The sequence below is a fragment of the Propionimicrobium sp. PCR01-08-3 genome (genome assembly GCF_030286045.1).
Lineage (GTDB): Bacteria > Actinomycetota > Actinomycetes > Propionibacteriales > Propionibacteriaceae > Brooklawnia.
Genome location: NZ_CP127390.1, coordinates 961,082 through 983,824 on the forward strand (window position 1 = coordinate 961,082; position 22,743 = coordinate 983,824).

General features: G+C 64.5%; 18 protein-coding genes and 2 tRNA genes. 16 read left to right on the top strand and 4 right to left on the bottom strand.

The genetic code is table 11. The features are described 5' to 3' along the window. Positions 1–81 precede the first annotated feature (81 nt). On the top strand, positions 82–603 hold the full coding sequence (locus QQ658_RS04500; protein ID WP_286026476.1) for a hypothetical protein: 522 nt from the start codon (positions 82–84) through the stop codon (positions 601–603). A 157-nt stretch (positions 604–760) separates the two neighbouring features. Here the strand turns inward: QQ658_RS04500 and QQ658_RS04505 are convergent, their stop codons facing one another. Further along, positions 761–2,155 (bottom strand): hypothetical protein, encoded by a 1,395-nt coding sequence (locus tag QQ658_RS04505; RefSeq protein ID WP_286026477.1) that lies wholly within the window; start codon positions 2,153–2,155, stop codon positions 761–763. A gap of 6 nt (positions 2,156–2,161) precedes the next feature. After that, complete coding sequence (locus QQ658_RS04510; RefSeq protein WP_286026478.1) at positions 2,162–3,355, bottom strand: SPFH domain-containing protein; 1,194 nt, start codon at positions 3,353–3,355, stop codon at positions 2,162–2,164. A gap of 403 nt (positions 3,356–3,758) precedes the next feature. Between QQ658_RS04510 and QQ658_RS04515 the strand changes: the two genes are divergently transcribed. Beyond that, complete coding sequence (locus QQ658_RS04515; RefSeq protein WP_286026479.1) at positions 3,759–4,505, top strand: DUF3152 domain-containing protein; 747 nt, start codon at positions 3,759–3,761, stop codon at positions 4,503–4,505. Between the two features lie 174 nt (positions 4,506–4,679). Here the strand turns inward: QQ658_RS04515 and QQ658_RS04520 are convergent, their stop codons facing one another. After that, positions 4,680–5,747, bottom strand: coding sequence for a 3-isopropylmalate dehydrogenase (locus QQ658_RS04520; RefSeq protein ID WP_286026480.1), 1,068 nt, complete (start codon positions 5,745–5,747; stop codon positions 4,680–4,682). Between the two features lie 111 nt (positions 5,748–5,858). Here QQ658_RS04520 and QQ658_RS04525 point away from each other — a divergent pair, with 111 nt between their 5' ends. The 7 genes from QQ658_RS04525 to QQ658_RS04555 all read left to right on the top strand — a co-directional run bounded on the left by QQ658_RS04525 (position 5,859) and on the right by QQ658_RS04555 (position 12,388). Next, the gene (locus QQ658_RS04525; protein ID WP_286027027.1) at positions 5,859–6,941 is read left to right on the top strand and encodes a branched-chain amino acid aminotransferase; all 1,083 of its coding nucleotides are present in this window, start codon (positions 5,859–5,861) and stop codon (positions 6,939–6,941) included. Positions 6,942–7,252: 311 nt separating this feature from the next. Further along, complete coding sequence (gene cimA, locus QQ658_RS04530) at positions 7,253–8,842, top strand: citramalate synthase (RefSeq protein ID WP_286026481.1); 1,590 nt, start codon at positions 7,253–7,255, stop codon at positions 8,840–8,842. 184 nt (positions 8,843–9,026) lie between these two features. Beyond that, positions 9,027–9,869 carry a fumarylacetoacetate hydrolase family protein gene (locus QQ658_RS04535; RefSeq protein ID WP_286026482.1) on the top strand — a complete coding sequence of 281 codons (843 nt, stop codon included), beginning with the start codon at positions 9,027–9,029 and terminating at the stop codon, positions 9,867–9,869. Continuing rightward, on the top strand, positions 9,866–10,813 hold the full coding sequence (locus QQ658_RS04540; protein WP_286026483.1) for a CPBP family intramembrane glutamic endopeptidase: 948 nt from the start codon (positions 9,866–9,868) through the stop codon (positions 10,811–10,813). The genes QQ658_RS04535 and QQ658_RS04540 overlap by 4 nt, the downstream gene beginning before the upstream one ends. 61 nt (positions 10,814–10,874) lie before the next feature. Further along, positions 10,875–10,949, top strand: a tRNA-Gln gene (locus QQ658_RS04545). Positions 10,950–11,021: 72 nt separating this feature from the next. Next, a tRNA-Glu gene (locus QQ658_RS04550) sits at positions 11,022–11,094 on the top strand. A gap of 400 nt (positions 11,095–11,494) precedes the next feature. Continuing rightward, complete coding sequence (locus QQ658_RS04555; protein ID WP_286026484.1) at positions 11,495–12,388, top strand: NAD(P)-dependent oxidoreductase; 894 nt, start codon at positions 11,495–11,497, stop codon at positions 12,386–12,388. Between the two features lie 160 nt (positions 12,389–12,548). On the opposite strand, the gene QQ658_RS04560 is transcribed toward QQ658_RS04555, so the two are convergent. Then, the gene (locus tag QQ658_RS04560) at positions 12,549–13,274 is read right to left on the bottom strand and encodes an IclR family transcriptional regulator (protein ID WP_286026485.1); all 726 of its coding nucleotides are present in this window, start codon (positions 13,272–13,274) and stop codon (positions 12,549–12,551) included. Between the two features lie 50 nt (positions 13,275–13,324). Between QQ658_RS04560 and leuC the strand changes: the two genes are divergently transcribed. From leuC to rimO, 7 genes are all read left to right on the top strand, one after another. Further along, the gene (gene leuC, locus QQ658_RS04565; protein ID WP_286026486.1) at positions 13,325–14,722 is read left to right on the top strand and encodes a 3-isopropylmalate dehydratase large subunit; all 1,398 of its coding nucleotides are present in this window, start codon (positions 13,325–13,327) and stop codon (positions 14,720–14,722) included. Between the two features lie 14 nt (positions 14,723–14,736). After that, positions 14,737–15,342: a 3-isopropylmalate dehydratase small subunit gene (gene leuD / locus QQ658_RS04570; protein ID WP_286026487.1), complete on the top strand. Its 606-nt coding sequence runs from the start codon at positions 14,737–14,739 to the stop codon at positions 15,340–15,342. A 171-nt stretch (positions 15,343–15,513) separates the two neighbouring features. Then, positions 15,514–16,182 carry a lysophospholipid acyltransferase family protein gene (locus QQ658_RS04575; RefSeq protein ID WP_286026488.1) on the top strand — a complete coding sequence of 223 codons (669 nt, stop codon included), beginning with the start codon at positions 15,514–15,516 and terminating at the stop codon, positions 16,180–16,182. A gap of 51 nt (positions 16,183–16,233) precedes the next feature. Next, a complete protein-coding gene (locus tag QQ658_RS04580; RefSeq protein ID WP_286026489.1) occupies positions 16,234–17,352 on the top strand; it encodes a D-alanine--D-alanine ligase family protein in 1,119 nt (372 codons plus the stop codon). Between the two features lie 9 nt (positions 17,353–17,361). Next, positions 17,362–18,336, top strand: a complete 975-nt coding sequence (locus QQ658_RS04585) for a thiamine-phosphate kinase (RefSeq protein ID WP_286026490.1) — start codon at positions 17,362–17,364, stop codon at positions 18,334–18,336. A 355-nt stretch (positions 18,337–18,691) separates the two neighbouring features. Then, positions 18,692–21,286, top strand: a complete 2,595-nt coding sequence (locus QQ658_RS04590) for an FtsK/SpoIIIE family DNA translocase (protein WP_286026491.1) — start codon at positions 18,692–18,694, stop codon at positions 21,284–21,286. Then, on the top strand, positions 21,283–22,743 hold the full coding sequence (rimO, locus tag QQ658_RS04595; RefSeq protein ID WP_286026492.1) for a 30S ribosomal protein S12 methylthiotransferase RimO: 1,461 nt from the start codon (positions 21,283–21,285) through the stop codon (positions 22,741–22,743). Before QQ658_RS04590 ends, rimO begins: the two co-directional genes overlap by 4 nt.

The following is a 22,743-nucleotide window of genomic DNA, read 5'->3' on the forward strand; positions in this document are numbered from 1 at the left end:
GGACAGGCATACGGTGGACGACGGAATGGATACCGGAACGAACTCAGCTGAAGGGATCTGGTTGCATTGCAGGCTGCACCGATGAAGGCGGGCATGTACTACTTCGCGCGGTGGATGACATCGAAAAGCACTCCCGTGGTGGTGACGGTTTCACCGGGGCATCTCACCATTGCCTCGTCAGACACGGTGATGTACGACGGTCCCAGCCAGCAGGTGCAGGTGAAACTGGGCAAGGCAACCGGTGCGCTGACGCTGACCACCCCTGCGGGCAAACTGCTCATCGCAGCCATGGGAGCAACCAACAGCCCTGCGTTCACCCCGGCCCAGATCCAAGAAATCGTCAACGCGCAACAAGTCGCCATCAAGGATCTGCAGGCCAGCCAGCTCGAACTTGGCCGCATCTTATGGATCGGCGGTACCTATACCGATCAGACCGCTTTCGGGCCCGGGGACATCGCCGATGCGATAGCAGGGCCGAGTATCGGGTCGATTGCCGGCGATGCACGTGCGATGATGCAAGGCTTTTCCGAAGCCAAAGACCAGAAACAGGCCGGAGTCATCGTCCGGGATGCCATGGTTGCCGCGGGCGCGCAGTCTGCCTAGCAAATTCCGCCTGCGGCGGGCGTAGCGTGCGGCGGCACGCCGTAGTGTGACCTGCGCCGCGGCGTCTGCGGCACTGGCTGCTATCGACGTCCGTCACGACGAGGGCGTTGCGTCCAGAAGCAGTGGCGGCACGATCGGTTACGAGACCGCGAGGTTTCTAACTCGTGGAGAAATACTCGTAGCCGAAGTAGATCAGCGCGATCAGGATCAGGGCTGCGATCACCGCGAGCGTAATCTTCACCGCGCTCCAGGGGCGGCGTCCCTGCACCTCACCGGTGACCCCGTTGATGCTGACCTGAAACGGTTTCTGCTGAAAGGTCACGGTCAGCATCCAAATCGGCAACAGCAGCTGATTGAACTGCACCGTGTGCCAGGTGATGTTGCGCGAGGTGATGCGCTGCTCGTTGCCACCGATGTCGGAGCGGATGGTGGAGTCGATGACCTGCTCCATGCGCGGCTGGGTGCGCTCGTAGAAGACCTGCTGCGCGTCCCAGTCATAGGTGCGACTCAGATGGCCCGCCACGAACTCCGGTGAATAGGGGTGGGTAAATTCCATCGGCCAGGGCTCGAGCTCGGTGATCTTTTTGTCGTCCAGTCCGTAGGTGGCATGCCCGGTGACGTCTTCGAATCTGTTGCTCACCACGCCGCTGGCCGGATACCAGTCGGTTCTGGTGCGGGTCTGAGTCTTGCCCTGCGAATCCCGGTAGGTCTCGATGCGGTGCATGCCACGCATGCCGGTGTACGAGGTGGTCGTCGCCGCGTCATAGCTGAAATAGGGCAGATAGATACTGGAGAAGCTGCCCAGTTGCCGGTACTTCTTGAAGGCGTTCGGCGCGAACCGGCGCGAGTTTATCCACTGCTCGATGCGGGTCTGCGCGTCCGGCCTGCTGATGCACAGCGGCAGGATGCCGTCGATGGGCAACCGGGTCGGCGCCTGCTGGACGTCGTCTCGTTGAATCGCGGTGTTGCAGTACGGGCAACGCAAGGCGGTGAGGGTGCCGGTGAACACTGTGTGCCCGCCGCAGTTTTGGCAGACGACCTCCTTGTCACCCGAGACACTCGTCCGTGCGTCGGCCTGCAAGGTTTGCAGCTCGGCCATCGCCGGGCCGAGCTCCCTCTTGGCGATGCGGGCCGGAGCGGCGACCTGAGGGCTGATCGGGAAGCCACTGCCACAGTTGGGGCATTTCAGCCCCTGGGACTGCGGTTCGAATTCAAGCACCCCGCCGCAATTCGGGCAGGGATAGGTGCGGGTCTGTTCGGTGACCTGAAAGATCGCCGGGTCCCTGGGCTGCGGCGCGGACGAAGCCGCCGGCAGTGGCGAATTGTGCTCTGCGGCTGCGGATTGAGTTTGCCGAGTCGGCGGGCGGCCTTGCGTGGCCTGCTGCGGGCGCGCACCGGTACCGGATTGCGTGGGCAGCGGGGGAACCGATTCACTGGCCGGCGCACCGGGTGTGCTGTTCTCGTTCGGCAGCGCTCGGCTGCGTTGCTCAGGCGCGGGGCCACCGCCGGTGTCCTCCGCCGATGGCCCTGTCCACGATGAAGATGATGTCATGAATGCTCAGTCGTTCTGGGCACCGGACGCATGGTCCGTCGAATCGGACGGCACGGGCGGCGGAACCGGGCTGCCGGCCTGGCCGGGCAGTGGCGGCGGGGCAGCGAAGAAGCTGACCAGGGCGGGCACCTGGCCGGCCGGCATCCACCCGGCGAGCCCTGCGCTCCACACCAGAGTGTGGGTGGTCAGCTGGCCGTTGGAGACCATCTCGCGGATCTGTCCCATGTTGTAGGGGCCGGCGGCCGAGCCGTTGATCTCGACATGGAAGGTCTGCGAATCCTGCAGCAGCGGGGGAGGAGTCTGCTGGGGCTGGCCCTGCTGATTCATCTGATTGGCCATCTGCTGTCCCAGCACCACGCCCATGCCGGCGCCCATCATGTCGCCCATTGCGCCGCCGCCCGGGTTGCCGGCCGCTGAGTTCATGGCGTCGATCTGGCGTACCCGTTGGTACTTGTCGAGATCGTCGAGCTGGCGGATGCGTCCGGATTCTTCGACGCCTTGGGCGACGCCGCGGGTCATGGCCTGGGTGATCTCGTCGGGCAGCGAGACGTTCATGGTGATCGAGTCGATCGCGAGGCCGAACTCGTCGTCCACCCGCAGGGCAACGGTGTCGCGCAGCTTGCCGGACAATTCGGTCTGCCGCGACTGCAGGTCGATGGCGCCCAGCTGGGTACCCAGGACGATCTCCGACAGGGCCTGGCTGATCTCGCGGCGGATCAGTTCGGTGACCTCATCGATATCCACCGACGAATCGGTGCCGATGACGGTGCGCAGGAAGACCACGGGGTCTTGGACGCGCACTACGGCGAGGCCGTTGGCCCGCACCTGCACCATGCCGAAGTCGGGGTCGCGCAGGGTGATCGGGGTCGGGGTGCCCCAGCGCAGATCGGTGACCGGACGAGTGTTGACGAAGTACACCTCGGAGCGGAACGGGCTGTTGAATCCGTACTTCCAGCCCTGCAGGGTCGCCATGATCGGCAGGTTCTGGGTGTTCAAGGTGTAGGTGCCCGGGCCGAAGGTGTCGGCGAGCTGGCCCTGGTAGACGAAGACCGCGATCTGGCCTTCTCGGACGATCAGCTGGGCACCTTGCTTGATTTCGTTCTGGTAGCGGGGGAAGCGCCAGGCCAGCAGCGTGCGCGAATCCTCAAGCCACTCGATGATGTCGACGAATTCGCCACGGAGTTTGTCCATCAGGCCCATGGAAGGCACCTTTCTTGTCGATGGCAGGTCCACACGAGCGCCACTCGGTGCGCTCCTGGTAACGAGGATAGAGACCAAAGGGTGCTGGACGGAATCGATGCGTCAGGATGGCAGAACAACCGGCGAGAAGATGCAGCCATCACGGGGCTGTGTACCACGGCGGTGACCCGTGTCCCAGAGCATGTCAAACCCATCATCAGGGCAAGCCACACCCCGAAAACCCAAGATCAAATACACACATTCTGACCATTAACCCGTCTGCGAGGCAGGCGGACAACGCCAGCAGCCACGCTTTCGGACGCGGCACGTGACGGCAGTTCTTTGCCGGATGGCTATTGGAGAACCATGATCACGCAGCAGTCCTCGGTGCGACCCGATGAAATCGGGGGTTAGCGTGGGAAGCATGAGGTGGCGTCGCGTAGCGGGATCGATGGTGGCCGTACTCGTGCTGGCCGGTTGTGGTTCGGACGCCGGTGATCAGGCTGCTCAGGCTCAGGATCCAGGGTCGGTCGTCGCGTCCGGTGACGAAAGCGCCGGGCAGTCCGAGGACGGAGCCATTCCTGAGGCGTCGAGTGTGGATGCCGACGGATTGACGCACTCGGGAATACCGGCAAGCGGCGAATACACCACGAACACCATCGACATTGCACCATCAACCGACCAGCCCGACGTTCGCGACTATGCCGTGCAGGTGGAGACAAGCACCGGCCTGGATGCCGATGATGTTGCAGCCCAAATTCAGCAAATCCTGGATTCGGACGACGGCTGGGTGGGCTATCAAGGGGTTGCATTTCACCTGATCGACGACCCGGCCACCGCAGACCTGGTGATCACCCTCGGCTCACCCGAGAGCACGGACACCGGGTGCGGCGCCCTCGACACCGACGGAGCATGGAGCTGTCGGGTCGAGGATCATGTCTACGCGAACGTCGACCGCTGGTGGTACGCAACTCCCACCTGGGAAGGGTATCCGCTGGACGAATACCGGGCCTATCTGATCAACCACGAAGTGGGCCATTACCTCGGCTTCGACCATGTCAATTGCCCCACCGACGGATCACCCTCGCCGGTGATGCAACAACAGAGCATCTACCTGAATGGCTGCGTCCCGAATGCCTGGCCGAGCGTGACGGGCGAAAACGTGGGCTGAGGTGCCTTGGGTTTGATCTCGCAGGCGACCTGACGCTTACGCCGGTGACATACCTGATAGCCGGCCATCTAGGGCCATTCGCCATCTGATCAGCTATCGTACCCGGGCAGCTATTTCACCAGCCGGTACCGTTCGATGCACACCGGCGCAGGGCGAAATCCCGCGGATCTCGCATCACTTCTGGACGCGAGCGGCGATCGCGTCCCCTACTTCGGAGGTGGAGCGCTTGGCGTCGCCCCGCTCGGCGATGTCGGCGCTCACCGCGTCCTCGATCTTCGCCGCGGCCTCATGGGCGCCCAGATGGTCGAGCAGCAGTGCCATCGACGAGATGGCGGCAGTCGGGTCGGCGATGCCCTGGCCGGCGATGTCGGGGGCCGAGCCGTGCACGGGCTCGAACATCGACGGGAAGGCGCGCGAGGTGTTGATGTTTGCGCTCGGAGCCAGTCCGATGCCGCCGGTGATCGCGGCGGCCTCGTCGGTCAAGATGTCGCCGAAGAGATTGTCGGTGACCAGCACATCGAATCTGGACGGGTTGGTGACCAGATGGATGGTGGCCGCGTCCACATGCAGATAGTCGGTGGTGACCTCGGGGTACTCGCGGGCGACCTCGGCGAAGACCCGCTTCCATAGACCGCCGGCATTCACCAGCACGTTGTGCTTGTGCACCATCGTCAGACGCTTCCTGCGCCGCATCGCCAGATCGAAGGCATAACGCACCACCCGTTCGACACCGAACGCGGTATTGACGCTCACCTCGGTCGCGACCTCGCCCGAGGTGCCCTGACGCAAGGTGCCGCCGTTGCCCGCGTACAGGCCTTCGGTGCCTTCGCGAACCACCACGAAATCGGCGAGCCCCTGGCCGACCACTGCGTCCGAAAGCGGCGTGGTGACGCCCGGATACATCTTCGACGGACGCAGATTCACGTCCTGGTCGAAGGCGAACCGGAGCTTGAGAAGCAGACCGCGCTCCAGCAGACCACTGGGGATCGTGGTGCTGCCGGGTGCCGCGCCCACCGCGCCGAGAATGATGGCCTGTGCCTCGGCCAACTCGGCCAGGGTGTCGTCGTTCAGCACCTCGCCGGTCGCCAACCAGTGGTCGGCACCCAGATCGTAGTGACGGAACTCGAAGGTGTGCTCGCCGGCCGCGGCCTTCAACATCTTCAGTGCCTCCGCCACGACCTCGGGGCCGATACCGTCCCCGGGAATAACGGCGATGGTCGGACGAAGCGTCTCAGCAGTCATGGCCCGAACTTTATCGGGTGACGCCCGGCCCGCCCGCGTGATCTCACCCGCACCCGGCCACGATGTGCCCCTGCCGGCCATCACCTCGCCATGGCCACTACTGTGGAACTCATGGCGCTGTCTTTTGATCTTCCGGAGAACCCGAGCTTCTTGGGCGACGATGTGATTCAGGGTGTTTGGGCGAATCCCGGATTCGGCCAGTACTTCACCGACCACATGGCGTTGGCGAACTGGAGCGAGGAATCGGGCTGGCACAACGACCGGCTCACCGAATACTCGCAGGTATCGATGGAGCCGGCGAGCGCCGTCTATCACTACGCGCAGGAGATCTTCGAAGGGCTGAAGGCATACCGGCATGCCGACGGCTCGGTGTGGTTGTTCCGCCCGGACGCCAACGCCAGGCGTTTCGAGAACTCGGCGCACCGACTGGCGCTTCCGGTGCTGCCGCCCGAAGACTTCGTGACCAGTGTGCGCCAGTTGACCGCTCTCGACTCCCGGTGGGTTCCGGGTGAGGAAGAGCAGAGCCTGTATCTGCGTCCGTTCATGATGGCCGCGGAGAACTTCCTCGGCGTGCGCCCCGCGCACTCGGTGCTGTACACGGTGATCGCCAGCCCGGTCGGCGCATACTTCGCGGGCGGCGTCGCCCCGGTCGACATCTGGATCTCCCGTGACTTCAGCCGTGTCGCCACCGGCGGCACCGGTTCGGCCAAGTGCGGCGGCAACTACGCGGCGTCCTTACTGCCCCAAGAACTCGCCTACGACAAGGGCTGCAGCCAGGTGCTCTTCGTGGACGCGGCCGAGAAGCGCTGGATCGAAGAACTGGGTGGCATGAACTTCTTCATGATCACCAAGGACGACGAGCTGGTCACCCCCGAACTCAATGGCAACATCCTGCCCGGTGTGACCCGTGACTCGATCTTGACCGTCGCCCCCGATCTCGGACTGAAGCCGGTCGAGCGTCCGATCAGTGTGGACGAGGTCACCGGCGGCATCACCTCGGGTGAGATCCGCGAGCTGTTCGCCTGCGGTACCGCGGCGGTCATCACGCCCATCGGTTCGCTGAAGGACGAGGACGGCGAATACCGGATCGACACCGACAAGGCCACCCACACCATCCCGCTGCGCAATCACCTGCTCGACATCCAATACGGGCGGGTTGCCGACAAGCACGGCTGGATGCAGCAGGTCTGCTGACGCCCGGCGTGGGTATCCACGCTGGCCGTGTTCTCTCCTCCCGCGTACAGACGATTGAGGCGAGGAACGCGAGCTTGCTCGCGGTTCCGAGGCGATTGAAGTGTGTTGACGAGCGAAGCGAGAAGCACTCCCAGGCACGCGTACGTCGTCGGCCTCGCCCATCACGGCGGCCCGCCCGGTCCACCCAGACTGCCTGTGATGGCCCGCGGTGGGTGTCCAACCGACGAGACGGACTTGGGCACACCTCGCGCGACCGCAACCATGGATGACGGCGCGTCTGGAGGCGCGCTGTTTCGTCCGAGGGAGGCCACATGCCCGCAATGCCGGTGATGCCGGAGCGTTTCCACCTGTATGACACCACCTTGCGCGATGGTGCCCAACAGGAGGGGATTCAGTTATCTGTCGAAGACAAGCTCCGAATTGCCAGCATTCTGGACGGCTTGGGCGTCACCTTCATCGAGGGTGGCTGGCCAGGGGCCAACCCGGCAGACACCGAGTTCTTCGCACGCGCCCACAGTGAACTTCAGCTGAGGAACGCGAGGCTGGTGGCATTCGGCGCAACCCGCAAGGCGGGGGAGAAAGCCGCCACCGACCCGCAGGTGGCGGGCCTGGTTGCGGCCGATACCGAATACATCTGTTTGGTGGCGAAGTCACACGATGAGCATGTGACCGAAGCGTTGCGCACCACGCTGGACGAGAACCTAGCGATGATCAACGACACCGTCTCGTATCTCACCGAGCTGGGCAAGAAGGTGATCGTCGACTGCGAGCACTTCTTCGACGGCTTCTGGGCCAATCGCAGCTACGCACTCGAGGTCGTGCGCACCGCAGCCGAGGCAGGCGCAGAGATCGTCGTGCTGTGCGACACCAACGGCGGAATGCTGCCGGCCGCGATGAGCGATATCGTCTCGGCCACCGCCAGCATCGGCGTCGACCTGGGCGTGCATTGCCACAACGATTCCGGCTGTGCGGTCGCCAACACGCTCGCCGCGGTGGACGCCGGTGTGATGCATGTGCAAGGGACCATCAACGGGTACGGCGAACGCACCGGAAACATGGACCTCACGACACTGATCGCCGACCTGCAGTTGAAGTATGGCTGGCCGCTGCTGTCGGACGCACAATTGGCCGAGCTGACCCACACCAGTCATGCCATCGCCGATATCGCGAACCAGCCCCACGTCACCCGTCAGCCCTATGTCGGATACTCGTCCTTCGCGCACAAGGCAGGGCTGCACGCCAGTGCCATCAAGGTGAATGAAGACCTCTATCAGCACACCCGGCCCGAGCTGGTCGGCAACGACATGCGCATGCTGATCAGCAACATGTCCGGACGCGCCAGCGTGCAATTGAAGCTCGGCCAGCTCGGCCTCGAGATGGCCGACCGCGACCTGGCCGGGAAGGTCACCGATCTGGTCAAGCAGCGTGAGGCCGAGGGCTACTCCTATGAGGCCGCGGACGCCTCCTTCGAGTTGCTGGTGCGCCAGCTGACCGGCCAGTTGGACGATCCGTTCGAACTGATCAGCTGGCGGGTGCTGACCGGAGAGAACGTCGACGAGGGCCAGGATTACGAGTCCTCGGAGGCCACGGTGAAGCTGATCGCCAAGGGGCAACGCCAGCTGGTGATCGGTGAAGGCAACGGTCCGGTCAACGCGCTGGGCCAAGGCATCGTCAAGGCGTTGACGCCCGCCTACCCCCAGGTCGCGGACTTCGAACTGGTCGACTACCGCGTCCGGATTCTCGATGAAGGACGCGGCACCGACGCGACGGTTCGGGTGCTCATCGACACCACCGACGGCACTCACGGCTGGACCACGGTCGGGGTCGGAACCAACGTGATCGAGGCCTCCTGGGAGGCCCTGGCCGATGCCTACGTCTACGGGCTGGTGAAGGGCTACTGAGGGATCTTGAGGATTGCCGCTGTTCGTCGCTCCCTGGATTGGGCATCTGCCCTCGTCGAGCGGTGAAGCGACGAGCAGAAGCCGCCACCTCAGGGTCCATTCCTCGGATGCTGAACCTCTTCGGTGGGCCAGGCGAGTTCGGTGTGAAGTCGGCACTCGGAAGGCGTCCCGTTAGACTGCGGTTATGCGCATAGCCCGATTCACCGTTGCCGGTGCAGATCCCCGTTTTGGACTGGTCGAGTTGGAGGCCGACGAAGGCCAATTTCCGGATTCGATCGCGGTGATCGACGGTGACCCGCTGGCCGGCCCGGTCAATTACACCGGCGAGCGGATCGACCTGACCGACGCCCGGCTGCTGGCTCCGGTGATTCCGCGCAGCAAGGTGCTGGCGGTCGGCAAGAACTATGCGGCCCACGCGACGGAATTCGGTGGTGAGGTGCCGTCCGAACCGTTGATCTTCATGAAACCGAACACGGCGGTCATTGGCCCGGACGACCCGATCATTCGTCCGAAACTCAGCCAAAACGTGCACTACGAGGGTGAGCTCGCCGTGGTGATCGGACGCTTCTGCCGCAAAGTGCCAGTCGAGCGAGCCGCCGAAGTCATCTTCGGGTACACCGTCGCCAACGACGTCACCGCCCGCGACCTGCAGCACAGCGACGGTCAGTGGACCAGGGCGAAGGGGTTCGACACCTTCTGCCCGCTCGGCCCGTGGATCGTCACCCACCTCGGCCTGGACGAAGCCGCCGACCTGTCCCTGGTGACCAGCGTCGATGGTGAGGTCAAACAGGACGCGAACACCCGCCAGATGGTCTACTCGATTCCGGAATTGATCGCTTACGTCTCGGCATTCACCACGCTGCTGCCCGGCGACGTGCTGCTCACCGGCACCCCTGCCGGAGTCGGCCCGCTGGTGGCCGGTCAGCGGGTCAGCGTCGAGATCGACGGTGTCGGCACTCTGACGAACCCGGTCCTCGACGATGTGGAGGACGACCAGGAGAGCGCTGACGGCGCGGCTGCCAGGTGAAGGGATTCCTGTGGGGCGGCGACACATCCAAGCTGACCGACCCCGGCAAGGGGCTGAACTACGCTGCGCTGCTGCGGATGACTCCGATCACCGAGGGAGCCATCAGGGGCTTGGGCGGGCTGTTGTTGTCACTTGCCGGTTATTCGATCTTGCTGCCGGGCATCGCGTGGCTGCTGCTGGGACTCTTCTGGCTGATCCGGGGCCTGCCCGGAAGCTTTGCTGACTATCGAGCCTCCGCGCTGCAATTCGAGATGATCGACGGCCTGGTGGCCACTCATCTCGCGATCGCCACCCTCATCGTGTTGTGCATGTGGATCATGCGCTACGTGCACGGAAGGCATCCCCGCTGGCTGTGCTCCGTGCAGCCGGGCTTCCGCTGGCGCTACACGGCGGCATGTGCACTGGCCTCGGTCGTGCTGCTGAACGCGGTCTACTGGGTTTCTCATCTGGACGATCTCCCCACCTGGTCGCCGGACGACCACGTCTGGTGGTGGCTGCTGGCGATCGGGCTGACCGCCCCCTTGCAGGCGGCGGGCGAGGAGTTCTTGTTCCGCGGCTATCTGCTGCAGGTCTGCGGAACGGTGAGCAAGAGTCCGTGGCTGGCGGTGGCGATCTCGGCGGTCATCTTCGCGGCGCTGCATGGCAGCCAGAATCTGCCGCTGCTCGCCGACCGGCTCGCGTTCGGGTTGCTGGCCGGTGCGTTGGTGGTGTTGACCGGTGGTCTGGAGGCGTCGATCGCCGCGCATGCGGTCAACAACGTGTTCGCGTTCGGGTACGCGGCAGCGGCCGGGAATCTCGCCGAGATCCGCTCGATTCAGGTGTCGACCTGGCAAACCACGGGCTGGAATGTACTGGCCTACGCGCTTGTTGCACTGGTCGCCTGGCTGATCGGACGCAAGATGCGAGTGGCGACCAAAACGCCGGGGCAAGCAGGTGCACCGTGATTTGCGCAGCTGAATGACGGTCGTGTAAGTTTAGCTGTCGTTGCGCCGCAGGGCACAGCAGTGGGGTATGGGGTAATTGGCAGCCCGCCGGATTCTGGTTCCGTCAGTCCAGGTTCGAGTCCTGGTACCCCAACCAGCACGGTTGATACCAACCATGTTGGCGGCCGGACCAAGCCAAAGGTCCGGCAACAAAACTGAATATCGTCCTGGCCCCGTAGTGTAGTGGCCTAGCACGCGGCCCTCTCAAGGCTGTAACGGCGGTTCGAATCCGCTCGGGGCTACAAGCGATTGAGCCGAGAGGAGTGAGAGCTTGCTCTCATTCCCGAGGCGATTGAAGTTTGAAACCGGACAAACGATTGAGGCGAGAGCGGAGAAAGCTTGCTTTCTCTGCCGCGCCGATTGAGATTTGGACCACCAGATGAAGACCCTAGTCAAAGCGATATTGGCTAGGGTCTTTTGCTGTCTAGGACGCCCGCTAGGGCCGTTTGAACACATTTTGGGCACAAGAGTCTTCAAGCTCGATCGTTCGCGCCCCATCCATCGCGTCGGTCGAGCCGGTCGTCAACGGGGTAGCCGACATCGAGATAGGTCCGAGTTGCCAGGGTTGCTTGATCCTATATGTGTGCGTGGTGCCATGCCCTACGATGAGCCACGTACCGCACGCCTTTCAAGGAGGAATTGATGACGACTGTCGGATTCATCGGACTGGGAACAATGGGCAAGCGCATGGCCGGGCACATGCTCGACCGACTGCCCGAAGGCGACACTCTCGTGCTGAACGACCTCAGCGCCGACCGGGTCAAGGACCTCTTGGACGCGGGAGCAGTGTGGGCCGACTCCGCGAAGGAACTTGCCGGCAAGGCCGACGTCGTCTTCTTCATGGTTCCCGATGTGCCGCAGGTCAAATCAGTGTTGGCGGGCGACAACGGCTTGCTGGCGGGCATCTCGAAGGAAATTTTGCTGGTGGTCTGCTCGACCGTCTCCCCGGACGCGGTTCGCCAGCTCGATGTCGAGGTGCAGAGCTCGACCAAGGGCCTGGCGCGCGTCATCGATGCCCCGGTTTCCGGTGGTGAGGTCGGTGCGGTCGCAGGCACGCTGTCGATCATGGTCGGCGGCCCGGACGATCTGGTTGCCAAGGCCCTGCCCTACTTGAAGCTCACCGGGAATCCCGCACATCTGGGGCCGACCGGGGCCGGTGAGGTCGCCAAGGCCTGCAACCAGCTGATCGGCGCGGCCAGCATCGTCGCGAACGCCGAGGCCGCCGTTGTTGCCGAGCGTGCCGGGCTCGACGTCCAGAAGCTCTTCGATCTGATGCTCGGTGGCTACTCGACCAGCAAGATCATGGCCGACAAGGCGCCCCGCTATATCAACAAGGACTACACGGTCTCGGGCGCTGCATCGTTCTGGATCAAGGATCTCAAGGCTTACCTCGACGAGGCCAATCGCACCGGTACTCCGACCGTTCAGGGCGACCGCCTGTTGGACGCCTTCCAGGGTGTGGTGGACGCCGGCTGGGGCGCCGAGGACACTGCGATCGTCCAGAAGTTCATCGAGGAGCGTCCCGAAGAGAACTGAGGGCTGATGCGCGTAGGCATCGGGCCGGGCCGCAGGTCAACCTGCAGACTCGGCCCGAACTGCGTTTCGAAGCACTTAGACCGCGCAGTCTATTAACTGCCGAAATAGCTGACGGCTTGCCGCATAACACAAGCCAAGATCCAAATCGGCAGCTGCCGCATCACTCCTCGCCGCCGGTGCGGCGCAACACTTCGCTCAACCGGTCGGCGGCGGCCATCACCGCGGGGGCGTGCAGCCTGCCGGGCTGGCGGCTCAGACGTTCGATCGGCCCGGAAACCGACACGGCGGCAATTACCTTGCCGCCGGGGGAGCGCACCGGGGCACTCACCGAGGCGACACCCGGTTCGCGTTCGGCCACCGACTGGGCCCAGCCGCGTCGCCTGACGCCGGTCAATCCCACGGCGGAGAAGGTCGCGTTCAGCAGTCCGCGCTGCAGCCGTTCGGGCTCTTCCCAGGCGAGCAAGACCTGAGCGGCCGAGCCGGCACCCATCGAGAGCTGGCTGCCGACCGGAATCGAGTCACGCAACCCGGTGGGCCGGTCGGCCGACGCCACGCATACCCGAATCTCTCCCTGCTTGCGATAAAGCTGGGCAGACTCACCGGTGATATCGCGCAGCCTGGCCAAGATCGGCCCGGCAGTCGACAGCAGCCGATCCTCGCCTGCCGAGGCGGCGAGCTCGGCCAGCCTGGGCCCGAGCACGAAACGTCCCTGCAGGTCGCGGCCAACCAGCCGATGGTGCTCGAGCGCGACTGCCAGCCGGTGAGCGGTGGGACGGGCGAGACCCGTCGACTGAACGAGACCGGCCAGCGTCATCGGTCCTTGCTCCAGCGCGGCCAACACCATGGCCGCCTTGTCGAGCACACCCACTCCAGAGGATTCGTCCATAATCTGAGACTAACATCTCATTATTTGAACGGCAATGTCATGATGGACGCATGGGAAGAACTCTGAGCGAAAAGGTTTGGGACGATCACGTCGTACGCTCTGCTGCCGGCGAACCCGACCTGCTCTACATCGATCTGCAATTGTGTCACGAAGTTACTAGTCCGCAGGCATTTGAGGGCCTTCGGCTGGCAGGACGCCAAGTGCGTCGTCCTGAGCTCACCATTGCCACAGAGGATCACAACACTCCCACGGTTGACATCCGGAAACCGATCGCCGACATCGTCAGCCGCACCCAGGTCGATACTCTGCGCAAGAACGCGACAGAATTCGGCATCCGCATCCACTCACTGGGGGACCGCGATCAGGGCGTCGTCCACATCATCGGCCCGCAGCTGGGCATCACTCAGCCCGGTATGACGATCGTCTGCGGCGACTCGCACACCTCCACTCACGGCGCTTTCGGTGCCTTGGCCTTCGGTATCGGCACCTCAGAAGTCGAGCACGTGCTCGCCACCCAGACGCTGATGCAGGCCAGGCCGAAGACCATGGCGGTAACCGTCGAAGGTGAATTGCCGCCCGATGTCACCGCCAAGGACATCGTGCTGGCGCTGATCTCGAAGGTCGGCACCGGCGGCGGTCAGGGATACATCGCCGAATACCGCGGCTCCACCATCCGCGATCTGTCGATGGAAGGCCGCATGACGATCTGCAATATGTCGATCGAGTGGGGCGCCAAGGCGGGCATGATCGCTCCCGACGAGACCACTTTCGCTTACCTGAAGGGCCGTCCGCACGCTCCGGAGGGCGCCGAGTGGGACGCGGCGGTCGAGTACTGGAAGACACTGCGCACCGACGACGATGCAGTCTTCGACACCGAGGTCGTCATCGACGCCACCAAACTGACCCCCTTCGTCACCTGGGGAACTAACCCCGGTCAAGGTGTCGGCCTGGACGCCAGCGTGCCCAGCCCCGACGATTTCGCCGATGAAGTGGCGAAGACCTCGGCGCAGCGTGCCTTGGAATACATGGGGCTGGCTGCGGGCACTCCGATGCGTGGCATCCGCGTGGACACGGTCTTCTTGGGCAGCTGCACCAATGGCCGCATCGAAGACCTGCGGCTTGCCGCCGGCATCATCAAGGGCCACAAGGTCGCCGACGGCGTCCGGATGCTCGTCGTGCCGGGCTCGGCCCGCGTGCGCGAGCAGGCCATGGCCGAGGGCCTCGACCAGATCTTTACCGAGGCCGGTGCCGAATGGCGTGAGGCGGGCTGCTCGATGTGCCTGGGGATGAACCCCGACCAGCTGGTGCCCGGCGAGCGCTCCGCGTCCACCAGCAACCGCAATTTCGAGGGACGCCAGGGCAAGGGCGGCAGGACTCACCTGGTGAGCCCGGCCGTTGCCGCCGCGACAGCGGTCACCGGTCACCTGGCCGCCCCGTCGGATCTCTGAGAAGGACGAAGCAGATGGATAAGTTCAGTAGCCATACCGGCATCGTGGCGCCGTTGCGGCGCAGCAATGTCGACACCGACCAGATCATTCCGGCCGTCTACCTGAAGCGCATCACCCGCACCGGATTCGAGGACGGGCTGTTCGCGGCCTGGCGCAAAGATCCCGAGTTCGTCTTGAACCAGCCGGCCTACGAGAAGGCGTCCGTGTTGGTCGCGGGCCCCGATTTCGGCACCGGATCGTCTCGCGAGCACGCCGTGTGGGCGTTGCAGAACTACGGCTTCAAGGTCGTCATCGGATCGCGTTTCGGTGACATCTTCCGCGGCAACTCCGGCAAGGCCGGCCTGCTGATCGCGACCGTCGACCAGTCGATCGTCGAGAAGCTTTGGGCATATGCCGAAGCCAACCCGGGAGCCGAGGTAACCGTCGACCTGCCGAGCCGCACCATCACGGCGGGCGACGACCGGTATACCTTCAGCATTGACGACTACACCGCCAATAGGTTGCTCGAGGGCTTGGACGACATTGCCGCCACGCTCCTGCATGAGGACGATATCGCCGCCTACGAGGCGAAGCGTCCGAGCTTCAAGCCAAAGACGCTGCCGGCGAAGGTCGCCAGCTGACCGGATGTGCGCTCGGGCGCCGATGGTGGGCATGATGGTCCGGTGAATTCATCAGAGCCGGCGAGATCTCGAAAGCGGTTGTATCGGGGCGAGCTCGGCCGGGTGAATTTCGAGCCGACGAATCGTACGTTTCGCACTCTCGTCCCGGCGATTCACCGCTTGCTTCGCCTGGTGACGAAGAAGCCGGATTGGCGAGGTGGCGAGAACTTGCCCGTCACGGGCCCCGCGATCGTCGTTGCGAATCACATCAGCTCGCTCGACCCGGTGCTGCTCGGTGAGTTTCTTGCCTACAGCGGCAGATGGCCGCACTATCTGGCCCGGGCGAATCTTTTCGACATGAAGCTTCTCGGGCGACTGCTGCGCGCAGCCGAACAGATTCCGGTCTATCGCGGCAGCTTGCACGCCGGGGATGCGCTGATAGCGGCCGAGGCGGCTCTCCTCGACGGGCAGCTCGTGGTGATCTACCCCGAGGGCACCATCACCTTCGACCCGGACGAGTGGCCGATGGCTCCCCACACCGGCGCCGCCAGGCTCGCGCTTCGCACCGGGGCACCAGTGATACCGGTCGGGCAGTGGGGCGCCAATCTGGCAGTGCCTCCCCGCAATATCAGGCCTATGAGGCTACGGCGCTCGCCCGTCACGATGGTGTGCGGGCCCAAGATCGATCTCAGCGAATACGACGCCGATCCCGACCGAAGGCGAGCAGTGCGCGACGCAACCGTACACATCATGGACGCGATCACCACCCAGGCAGAACTCGCCCGCGGAGCGAAGGCCCCCGCAGACCGCTGGCTGCCCAGGCGCGATCAGCGCGTCCCTCGACCGGAGGCCATCAGCTGAGGTTCGGGTCCATGGTTGTAGTGTGAACCCAGTTTTTGGGGAAGGAAGACGATGCCAGCAGACCGTACCCGGGTGGCCCTGATTTTCGGCGGCCAGAGCACCGAACACCAGATCTCATGTCTCACCGCGGCGGGGGTGGCCAAGGCGATCGACACCGACCGGTTCGAGGTGTACGGCGTCGGCATCTCGCCATCCGGCATTTGGCACCGGATGAGCCTGGACGAGATCACCCGGCTTCGCGCCGAGGGACGCACTCTGCCGTCCCTTGACGATCACCTGCCGGCGGCAAGCCTGGTGCGCGAATCCGACGGCGTCCGATTGATGAACTGCGACGGATCTGATGATCCGGCCGAAGTCGATGTCGCATTGGTGCTGCTGCACGGCGCCTACGGCGAGGACGGCACCGTGCAGGGCATGCTCGAGATGCTCGGCCTGCCCTATGTCGGCTCGGGAGTCGCGGCCAGCGCGATCGGCATGGACAAGCACCTGATGAAGGTCTCGCTGGCCAACGCCGGGCTCCCGATCGGCCCCTACGAACTCGTGCGGACGAGTCAATGGGATCAGGATCGGCAGGGCTGTTGCGATCGCATCGCAGCGTCTTTGACGCTCCCGGTCTATGTGAAGCCGGCCCGTGGTGGCTCCTCAGTGGGCATCACCAGGGTCACCGACCCCGCCGATCTCGCACCGGCGATCGAGAGCGCGCGGGGCTTCGACCCGAAGGTGATCGTTGAAGAGGGCTTCGTCGATTCCCGTGAGGTCGAATGCGCGGTTCTCGGGCCGAGGCCGGGCGAAGCCGAGATCCGGACCTCGCATCCGGGCGAGATCGTCGTCCACTCGGAGTCTGCCTTCTACGATTTCGATGCCAAGTATCTTCCGGAGGGGCAGGTCGATCTCAAGATTCCGGCCGAGCTACCCGCTGCGGTCGAGCAGCAGGTGCGCGAGCTGTCTGCCCGTTGTTTTGAGGCCTTGGAAGTCGAGGGACTGGCCAGGGTCGACACCTTCGTGACCGCATCGGGCGATGTTTTCATCAACGAGCTCAATACGATGCCCGGATTCACCGAGCTGTCGATGTTCCCGAGCCTGTGGCAGGTCAGCGGGCTGAGCTACACCGACCTGATCACCGATCTGATCGAGCAAGCGCTGGCGCGTCCGAACAACGTGATTCGATAGTTTGGGATCATGACTTCGCGCAGTGCCGAGCCGCAGACCGTCGGTGAACTCGGCGAATTTCCCTTGATCAACCTCGTTACCCGGAATCTTTCCCTGCCACCGGCCGTTTCGTTGGGGCCCGGCGACGATTGTGCGGCGTATCTGATCAACGGCTCGGCCCTGACCACCACCGACATGCTCATCGAGGGCGTCCACTTCAGGCGCAATTGGTCGAGCGCAGCCGACATCGGCCACAAATCGGTCGCCGTCAACCTCGCCGACATCGAAGCCATGGGCGGCACCCCGATCGCCATGGTGATCAGCCTGGGGCTGCCCGCCGATCTGCCGGTGACCTGGGTGAGAGAGTTCATGACCGGCGTGCGCGAAGAGGCCGAATTGGGCGAGGTCGCGCTGGTGGGCGGCGACATGACCGCGGCGCGCGACATCTCGATCTCCGTCACCGTGATCGGAGAGACCGGCGGACGCACACCGGTGCTGCGTTCGGGAGCCAAGCCGGGCAATGTGGTTGCGGTTCGCGGACGCCTCGGCTGGGCCGCGGCCGGGCTCGCCGCCCTGGCTCGCGGATTCCGCTCGCCCCGAGCCGCCGTGGACGCGCAGCGGATGCCGCACGTTCCCTACGGTGCCGGACGCCAGGCCGCCGACGCCGGAGCCACCGCGATGCTCGACGTCTCGGACGGCCTGCTGGCCGATCTGGGACACATCGCCGAGGCCAGCTCGGTAACCATCGATCTCGACTCGTCGCGCTTCACCATCGCCGATCCGGTGCAGGCCGTGGCGTCCGCGCTGAATGCCGACCCGCTCGGCTTCGTGCTCGGCGGCGGCGAAGACCACGCGATGGCTGCCACCTTCGAACCGGGAGACGTTCCCGAAGACTGGGACGTGATTGGCGTCGTACATGAACTCGACGAGGAGGCCGGGCCCTGCGTCCTGGTGGACGGGAAACAGTGGGAGGGCGACCAGGGCTGGACACACTTCCGCTCGTAAGAAGCGTAGTTGTGTTCAGAGAAGAGAAACACAACTACTCGATTTGCACCATCAGTCTCGGATGCCAGCTAAACCCAGACACGAGGGCGGTTGTGGTTGTCGGGAAGTGAGCTTATCTTTTGCGCGAACGGCGACAACGACAACAGCCCAGGGAAGAGGAACACGGCTGGCCGATCTGCATCACCAGTTCCGGGATCTCGTCTCAGCGGGTTATGGTTCGCCGGGAATTGGGCCTATTTTTCGACTGGCGACGACAATGACAACCACTCGATGAAGAGCGCGAGGCTGATCGTTGGTGGTGCTTCCCGGCGTGGGAATCCTGGGTGCGGTGACGGGTCTGCGGTAATCTGCCCACATGGCGACCAGCGCGTCTTCCCCGGCGCGGTCTCGTTCAACATCGTCCCGCTCCAGCAGCGGGTCGGCCAGAGCGAGTTCGCGCGCGTCCGGAAGCTCAAAGAAAGCATCGTCCAGCTCACGGAGCCGGACGAAGACTCAACCGACCCCGCGCAATCCAGTGGCCAAGATGGCCTCGGGCATTTGGCGCGGCACCGCGCGCGGGCTGGGCAGTCTCGCCCGCAGCTTCGGTGAGGTTCGCGAAACCGACCAGGCGTTGCGCCGCGATGGTGTGGGGCTGGGACTGTTCTGCCTGGCGGTCATCGTCGCCGCCTCGTTCTGGATCGAGATTCCCGGGCCGCTGGGGTCCTGGATCCGCACCGGAACCTCAACGGTCATCGGCCTGAGCTCCTATGCGCTGCCCGTGCTGTTGGCACTGATGAGCCTGCGGACGCTGCGCAATCCCGAGGCCAACGGCCCCGCCGGGCGCCAACTGGTCGGCTGGACCATTCTGGGATTCGGTGTTCAGGGCGTCGTCAATCTGGCCCACCAGCCGCTGCCGGCCCCCTCCGACATGGAGTTGCTGCGAAACTTCGGGGGAGTCGTCGGCTACATCGCCTCGTCGATGATGACCCAGCTGATGCCGCTGTGGCTGGCCGCTTTCGTGCTGTCGCTGATCGGGCTGTTCGGCCTGATCATCATCATCGGACGCCCACTGTATGAGTGGGTGGCCCTCGCCCAGCGCGGATTGGGCTGGTTCGCCGAGCGTTTCGAGCAGGGCCGTGAAGCGGCCGCCGAGAAACTGCACTACGGAGTCGACGAAGCCTACGACACGCCCATCGTCGGTGACCGCGAACCCTCGACCAAGCTGGATCGCGAACCCTCGGCCAAACTGCGTCGAGCGGCGTCCACCCGCGTAGACGAGCCGGCCGCCATCGAACCTGGCAGCGCCGAAGAGGCTCTGGCTCACCAGGAGACCGGCGAGTTCGCCGCACCCGAGCAGCACCCACTGCCGGGCACGGCGAAGAAGAAGGACAAGGTCACCGCAGGTCTGGCGCCCGGCGAGCCTGCTCCGGCGTCCACCGAATTGGAGCCACCGCCACACACCGCCGCACCGCAACGCTCCGAACAACTCGCCTTGTCCGGCGACATCGTCTACACCCTGCCCGACCCGAGCATGCTGAAGGCCGGCACGATTCCGAAGGCACGCACCGAGGCCTCCGATGCGATCGTCGGCAGGCTATCCGACGTCTTCGCCGAATTCGACATCGACGCCCGCGTCACCGGATACACCCGGGGCCCGACCGTGACCCGCTATCAGGTCGAGGTCGGCAACGGCGTCAAGGTCGAGAAGGTCACCGGGCTATCCAAGAACATCGCCTATGCAGTCGGCTCGGCAGACGTGCGCATCCTCAGCCCGATTCCCGGACGCTCGGCCATCGGCATCGAGATCCCGAACCGCGACAAGGAAATCGTCTCGCTCGGCGACGTGCTGAGCAGCCAGAAGGCCCGCAACGACCACCATCCGCTGGTGGTCGGGCTGGGCAAGGACGTCGAGGGCGGCTACGTTATCGCGAACGTCGCCAAGATGCCGCACCTGCTGGTCGCCGGCGCCACCGGTTCGGGCAAGTCGAGCTTCGTGAACTCGCTGATCACCTCGGTGATGATCCGAGCCACCCCCGACGAGGTGCGGATGATGCTGGTCGACCCGAAGCGGGTCGAACTGAACCAGTACGAGGGCATTCCCCACCTTGTCACGCCGATCATCACCAGCCCGAAGAAGGCCGCGGACGCACTGCAATGGGTGGTGCGCGAGATGGACCAGCGCTACGACGACCTGGCCGCCTTCGGATTCCGCCACATTGACGACTTCAACAAGGCGGTGCGCGCCGGGCAGGTGCAGCTGCCGCCCGGCAGCGAGCGGGTGCTCGCGCCCTACCCCTACCTGCTGGTGGTGGTCGACGAGCTGGCCGACCTGATGATGGTGGCGCCCCGCGACGTGGAGGACTCGATCGTCCGCATCACACAGCTGGCACGCGCCGCCGGTATTCACCTGGTGCTGGCGACCCAGCGTCCCTCGATCGACGTGGTCACCGGCCTGATCAAGGCGAACGTGCCCAGCCGGCTCGCCTTCGCCACCAGCTCGATGACCGACTCCCGGGTCATCCTCGACCAGCCCGGTGCCGAGAAGTTGGTCGGGCAAGGCGACGGATTGTTCCTGCCGATGGGCGCGTCCAAACCGATGCGCGTGCAGGGCTCGTGGGTCAGCGAATCCGAGATCCGCGAGGTCGCCGACTATGTGAAGGATCAGCTGACTCCGCAATACCGCGACGACGTGCAGGCGCCCGCCGAATCCGCGCCCAAGGTCGCCGAGGATATCGGCGACGATCTGGAACTGGTTTTGGACGCCGCACGGCACATCATCGAGCTTCAGTTGGGCTCCACCTCGATGCTGCAGCGAAAGCTCAGGGTCGGCTTCGCGAAGGCCGGACGTATCATGGACATCCTGGAGAATCGCGGAGTGGTCGGCCCGTCCGAGGGCAGCAAGCCACGCGAGGTTCTCGTCAAGCCCGACGATTTGGATGAGGTGCTGGCCAACTTGGCCAACGGATCATGACAACTGCTGTCCATTTGGTGAGCCTCGGTTGCTCACGCAACGACGTTGACTCCGAGGAACTCGCCGCCCGATTGGACGCAGAAGGATTCCGGTTGGTCGATGAGCCTGACCAGGCCGAGGTCATCATGGTGAACACCTGCGGCTTCATCGAACAGGCCAAGAAGGATTCGATCGACACCGTGCTTGCCGCCGCCGATCAGAAGCAGACCGGCAAGGCGCAGGCCGTGGTCGCAGTCGGCTGCATGGCCGAGCGCTACGGCACCGAGTTGGCCGATGCGCTGCCCGAGGCGGATGCCGTGCTGGGCTTCGACTCCTACCCGCAGATCGCCGCCAAACTGCGCACCATTCTGGCCGGCGGGCATGTCGACTCGCATCAGCCCAAAGACCGCAGGACGCTCCTGCCGTTGATGCCGGTCGCCCGCCAGCAGGCCGTGCACGATGCCCGGGCGCCGCTGGCGGTGCCGGGGCACGGTGAGATCGTGGACGACGACCTGCTGCGGGCGTCGGATCGTCGTCCGGCTTCCGGCCCGCCTGTCTTGCGCAAGCGGCTGCATGGTGGCCCGTTCGCACCGTTAAAGATCGCCTCGGGCTGCGACCGCAGGTGCGCGTTCTGCGCGATCCCATCGTTTCGCGGCGCCTACTTGTCGCGTCCGGCTTCCGAGATCGTCGCCGAGGCCAATTGGCTCGCGGGCCAAGGCGTCAAAGAAGTGATGCTGGTCAGCGAGAACTCGTCGTCCTACGGCAAGGATCTCGGCACACCTCGCGCCTTGTCGAACCTGTTGACCGAACTCTCGGTGGTCGACGGGCTGGAGTGGATCAGAGTCAGCTACCTGCAACCCGCCGAGATCACCCCCGATATGCTGACCGCGATCGCCTCACTGCCGAATGTAGTGCCCTACTTCGATTTGTCGTTTCAGCACGCATCGGGTCCGCTGCTGCGGGCAATGCGCCGTTTCGGAGACGCCGAGCAGTTTCTCGCACTTATCGACAACGTGCGCACCCTCGCACCGAGGGCCGGAATCCGCAGCAATTTCATTGTCGGATTCCCAGGCGAGACCGACGAGGAGGTTGAGGTGCTGGCCGACTTCATCAGCCAGGCCAGGCTCGACGTGGCCGGTGTTTTCTCGTATTCGCCGGAGGAGGGCACCGAAGGTGCGACGCTGCCTGGTCAGGTCGACGAAGACACCATTGATCAGCGTCATGAGCTGATCGCCGGCCTGATCGACGAGGTCTGCAATCAGCGCGCCGCCGACCGGATCGGCGAGCGCGTGCGCATCCTGATCGAGGAATTCGACGACGGCCAGCCCATCGGCAGGGCAGCGCACCAGGGGCCCGAAGTCGACGGCATCACGACGCTGATCGGCACCGATACGAACCAGGTCAAGGTCGGCGATTTCGTGGACGCTGTGGTGACAGACAGCGTCGGCGTGGACCTGACGGCGCAGATCGTCCAGTAG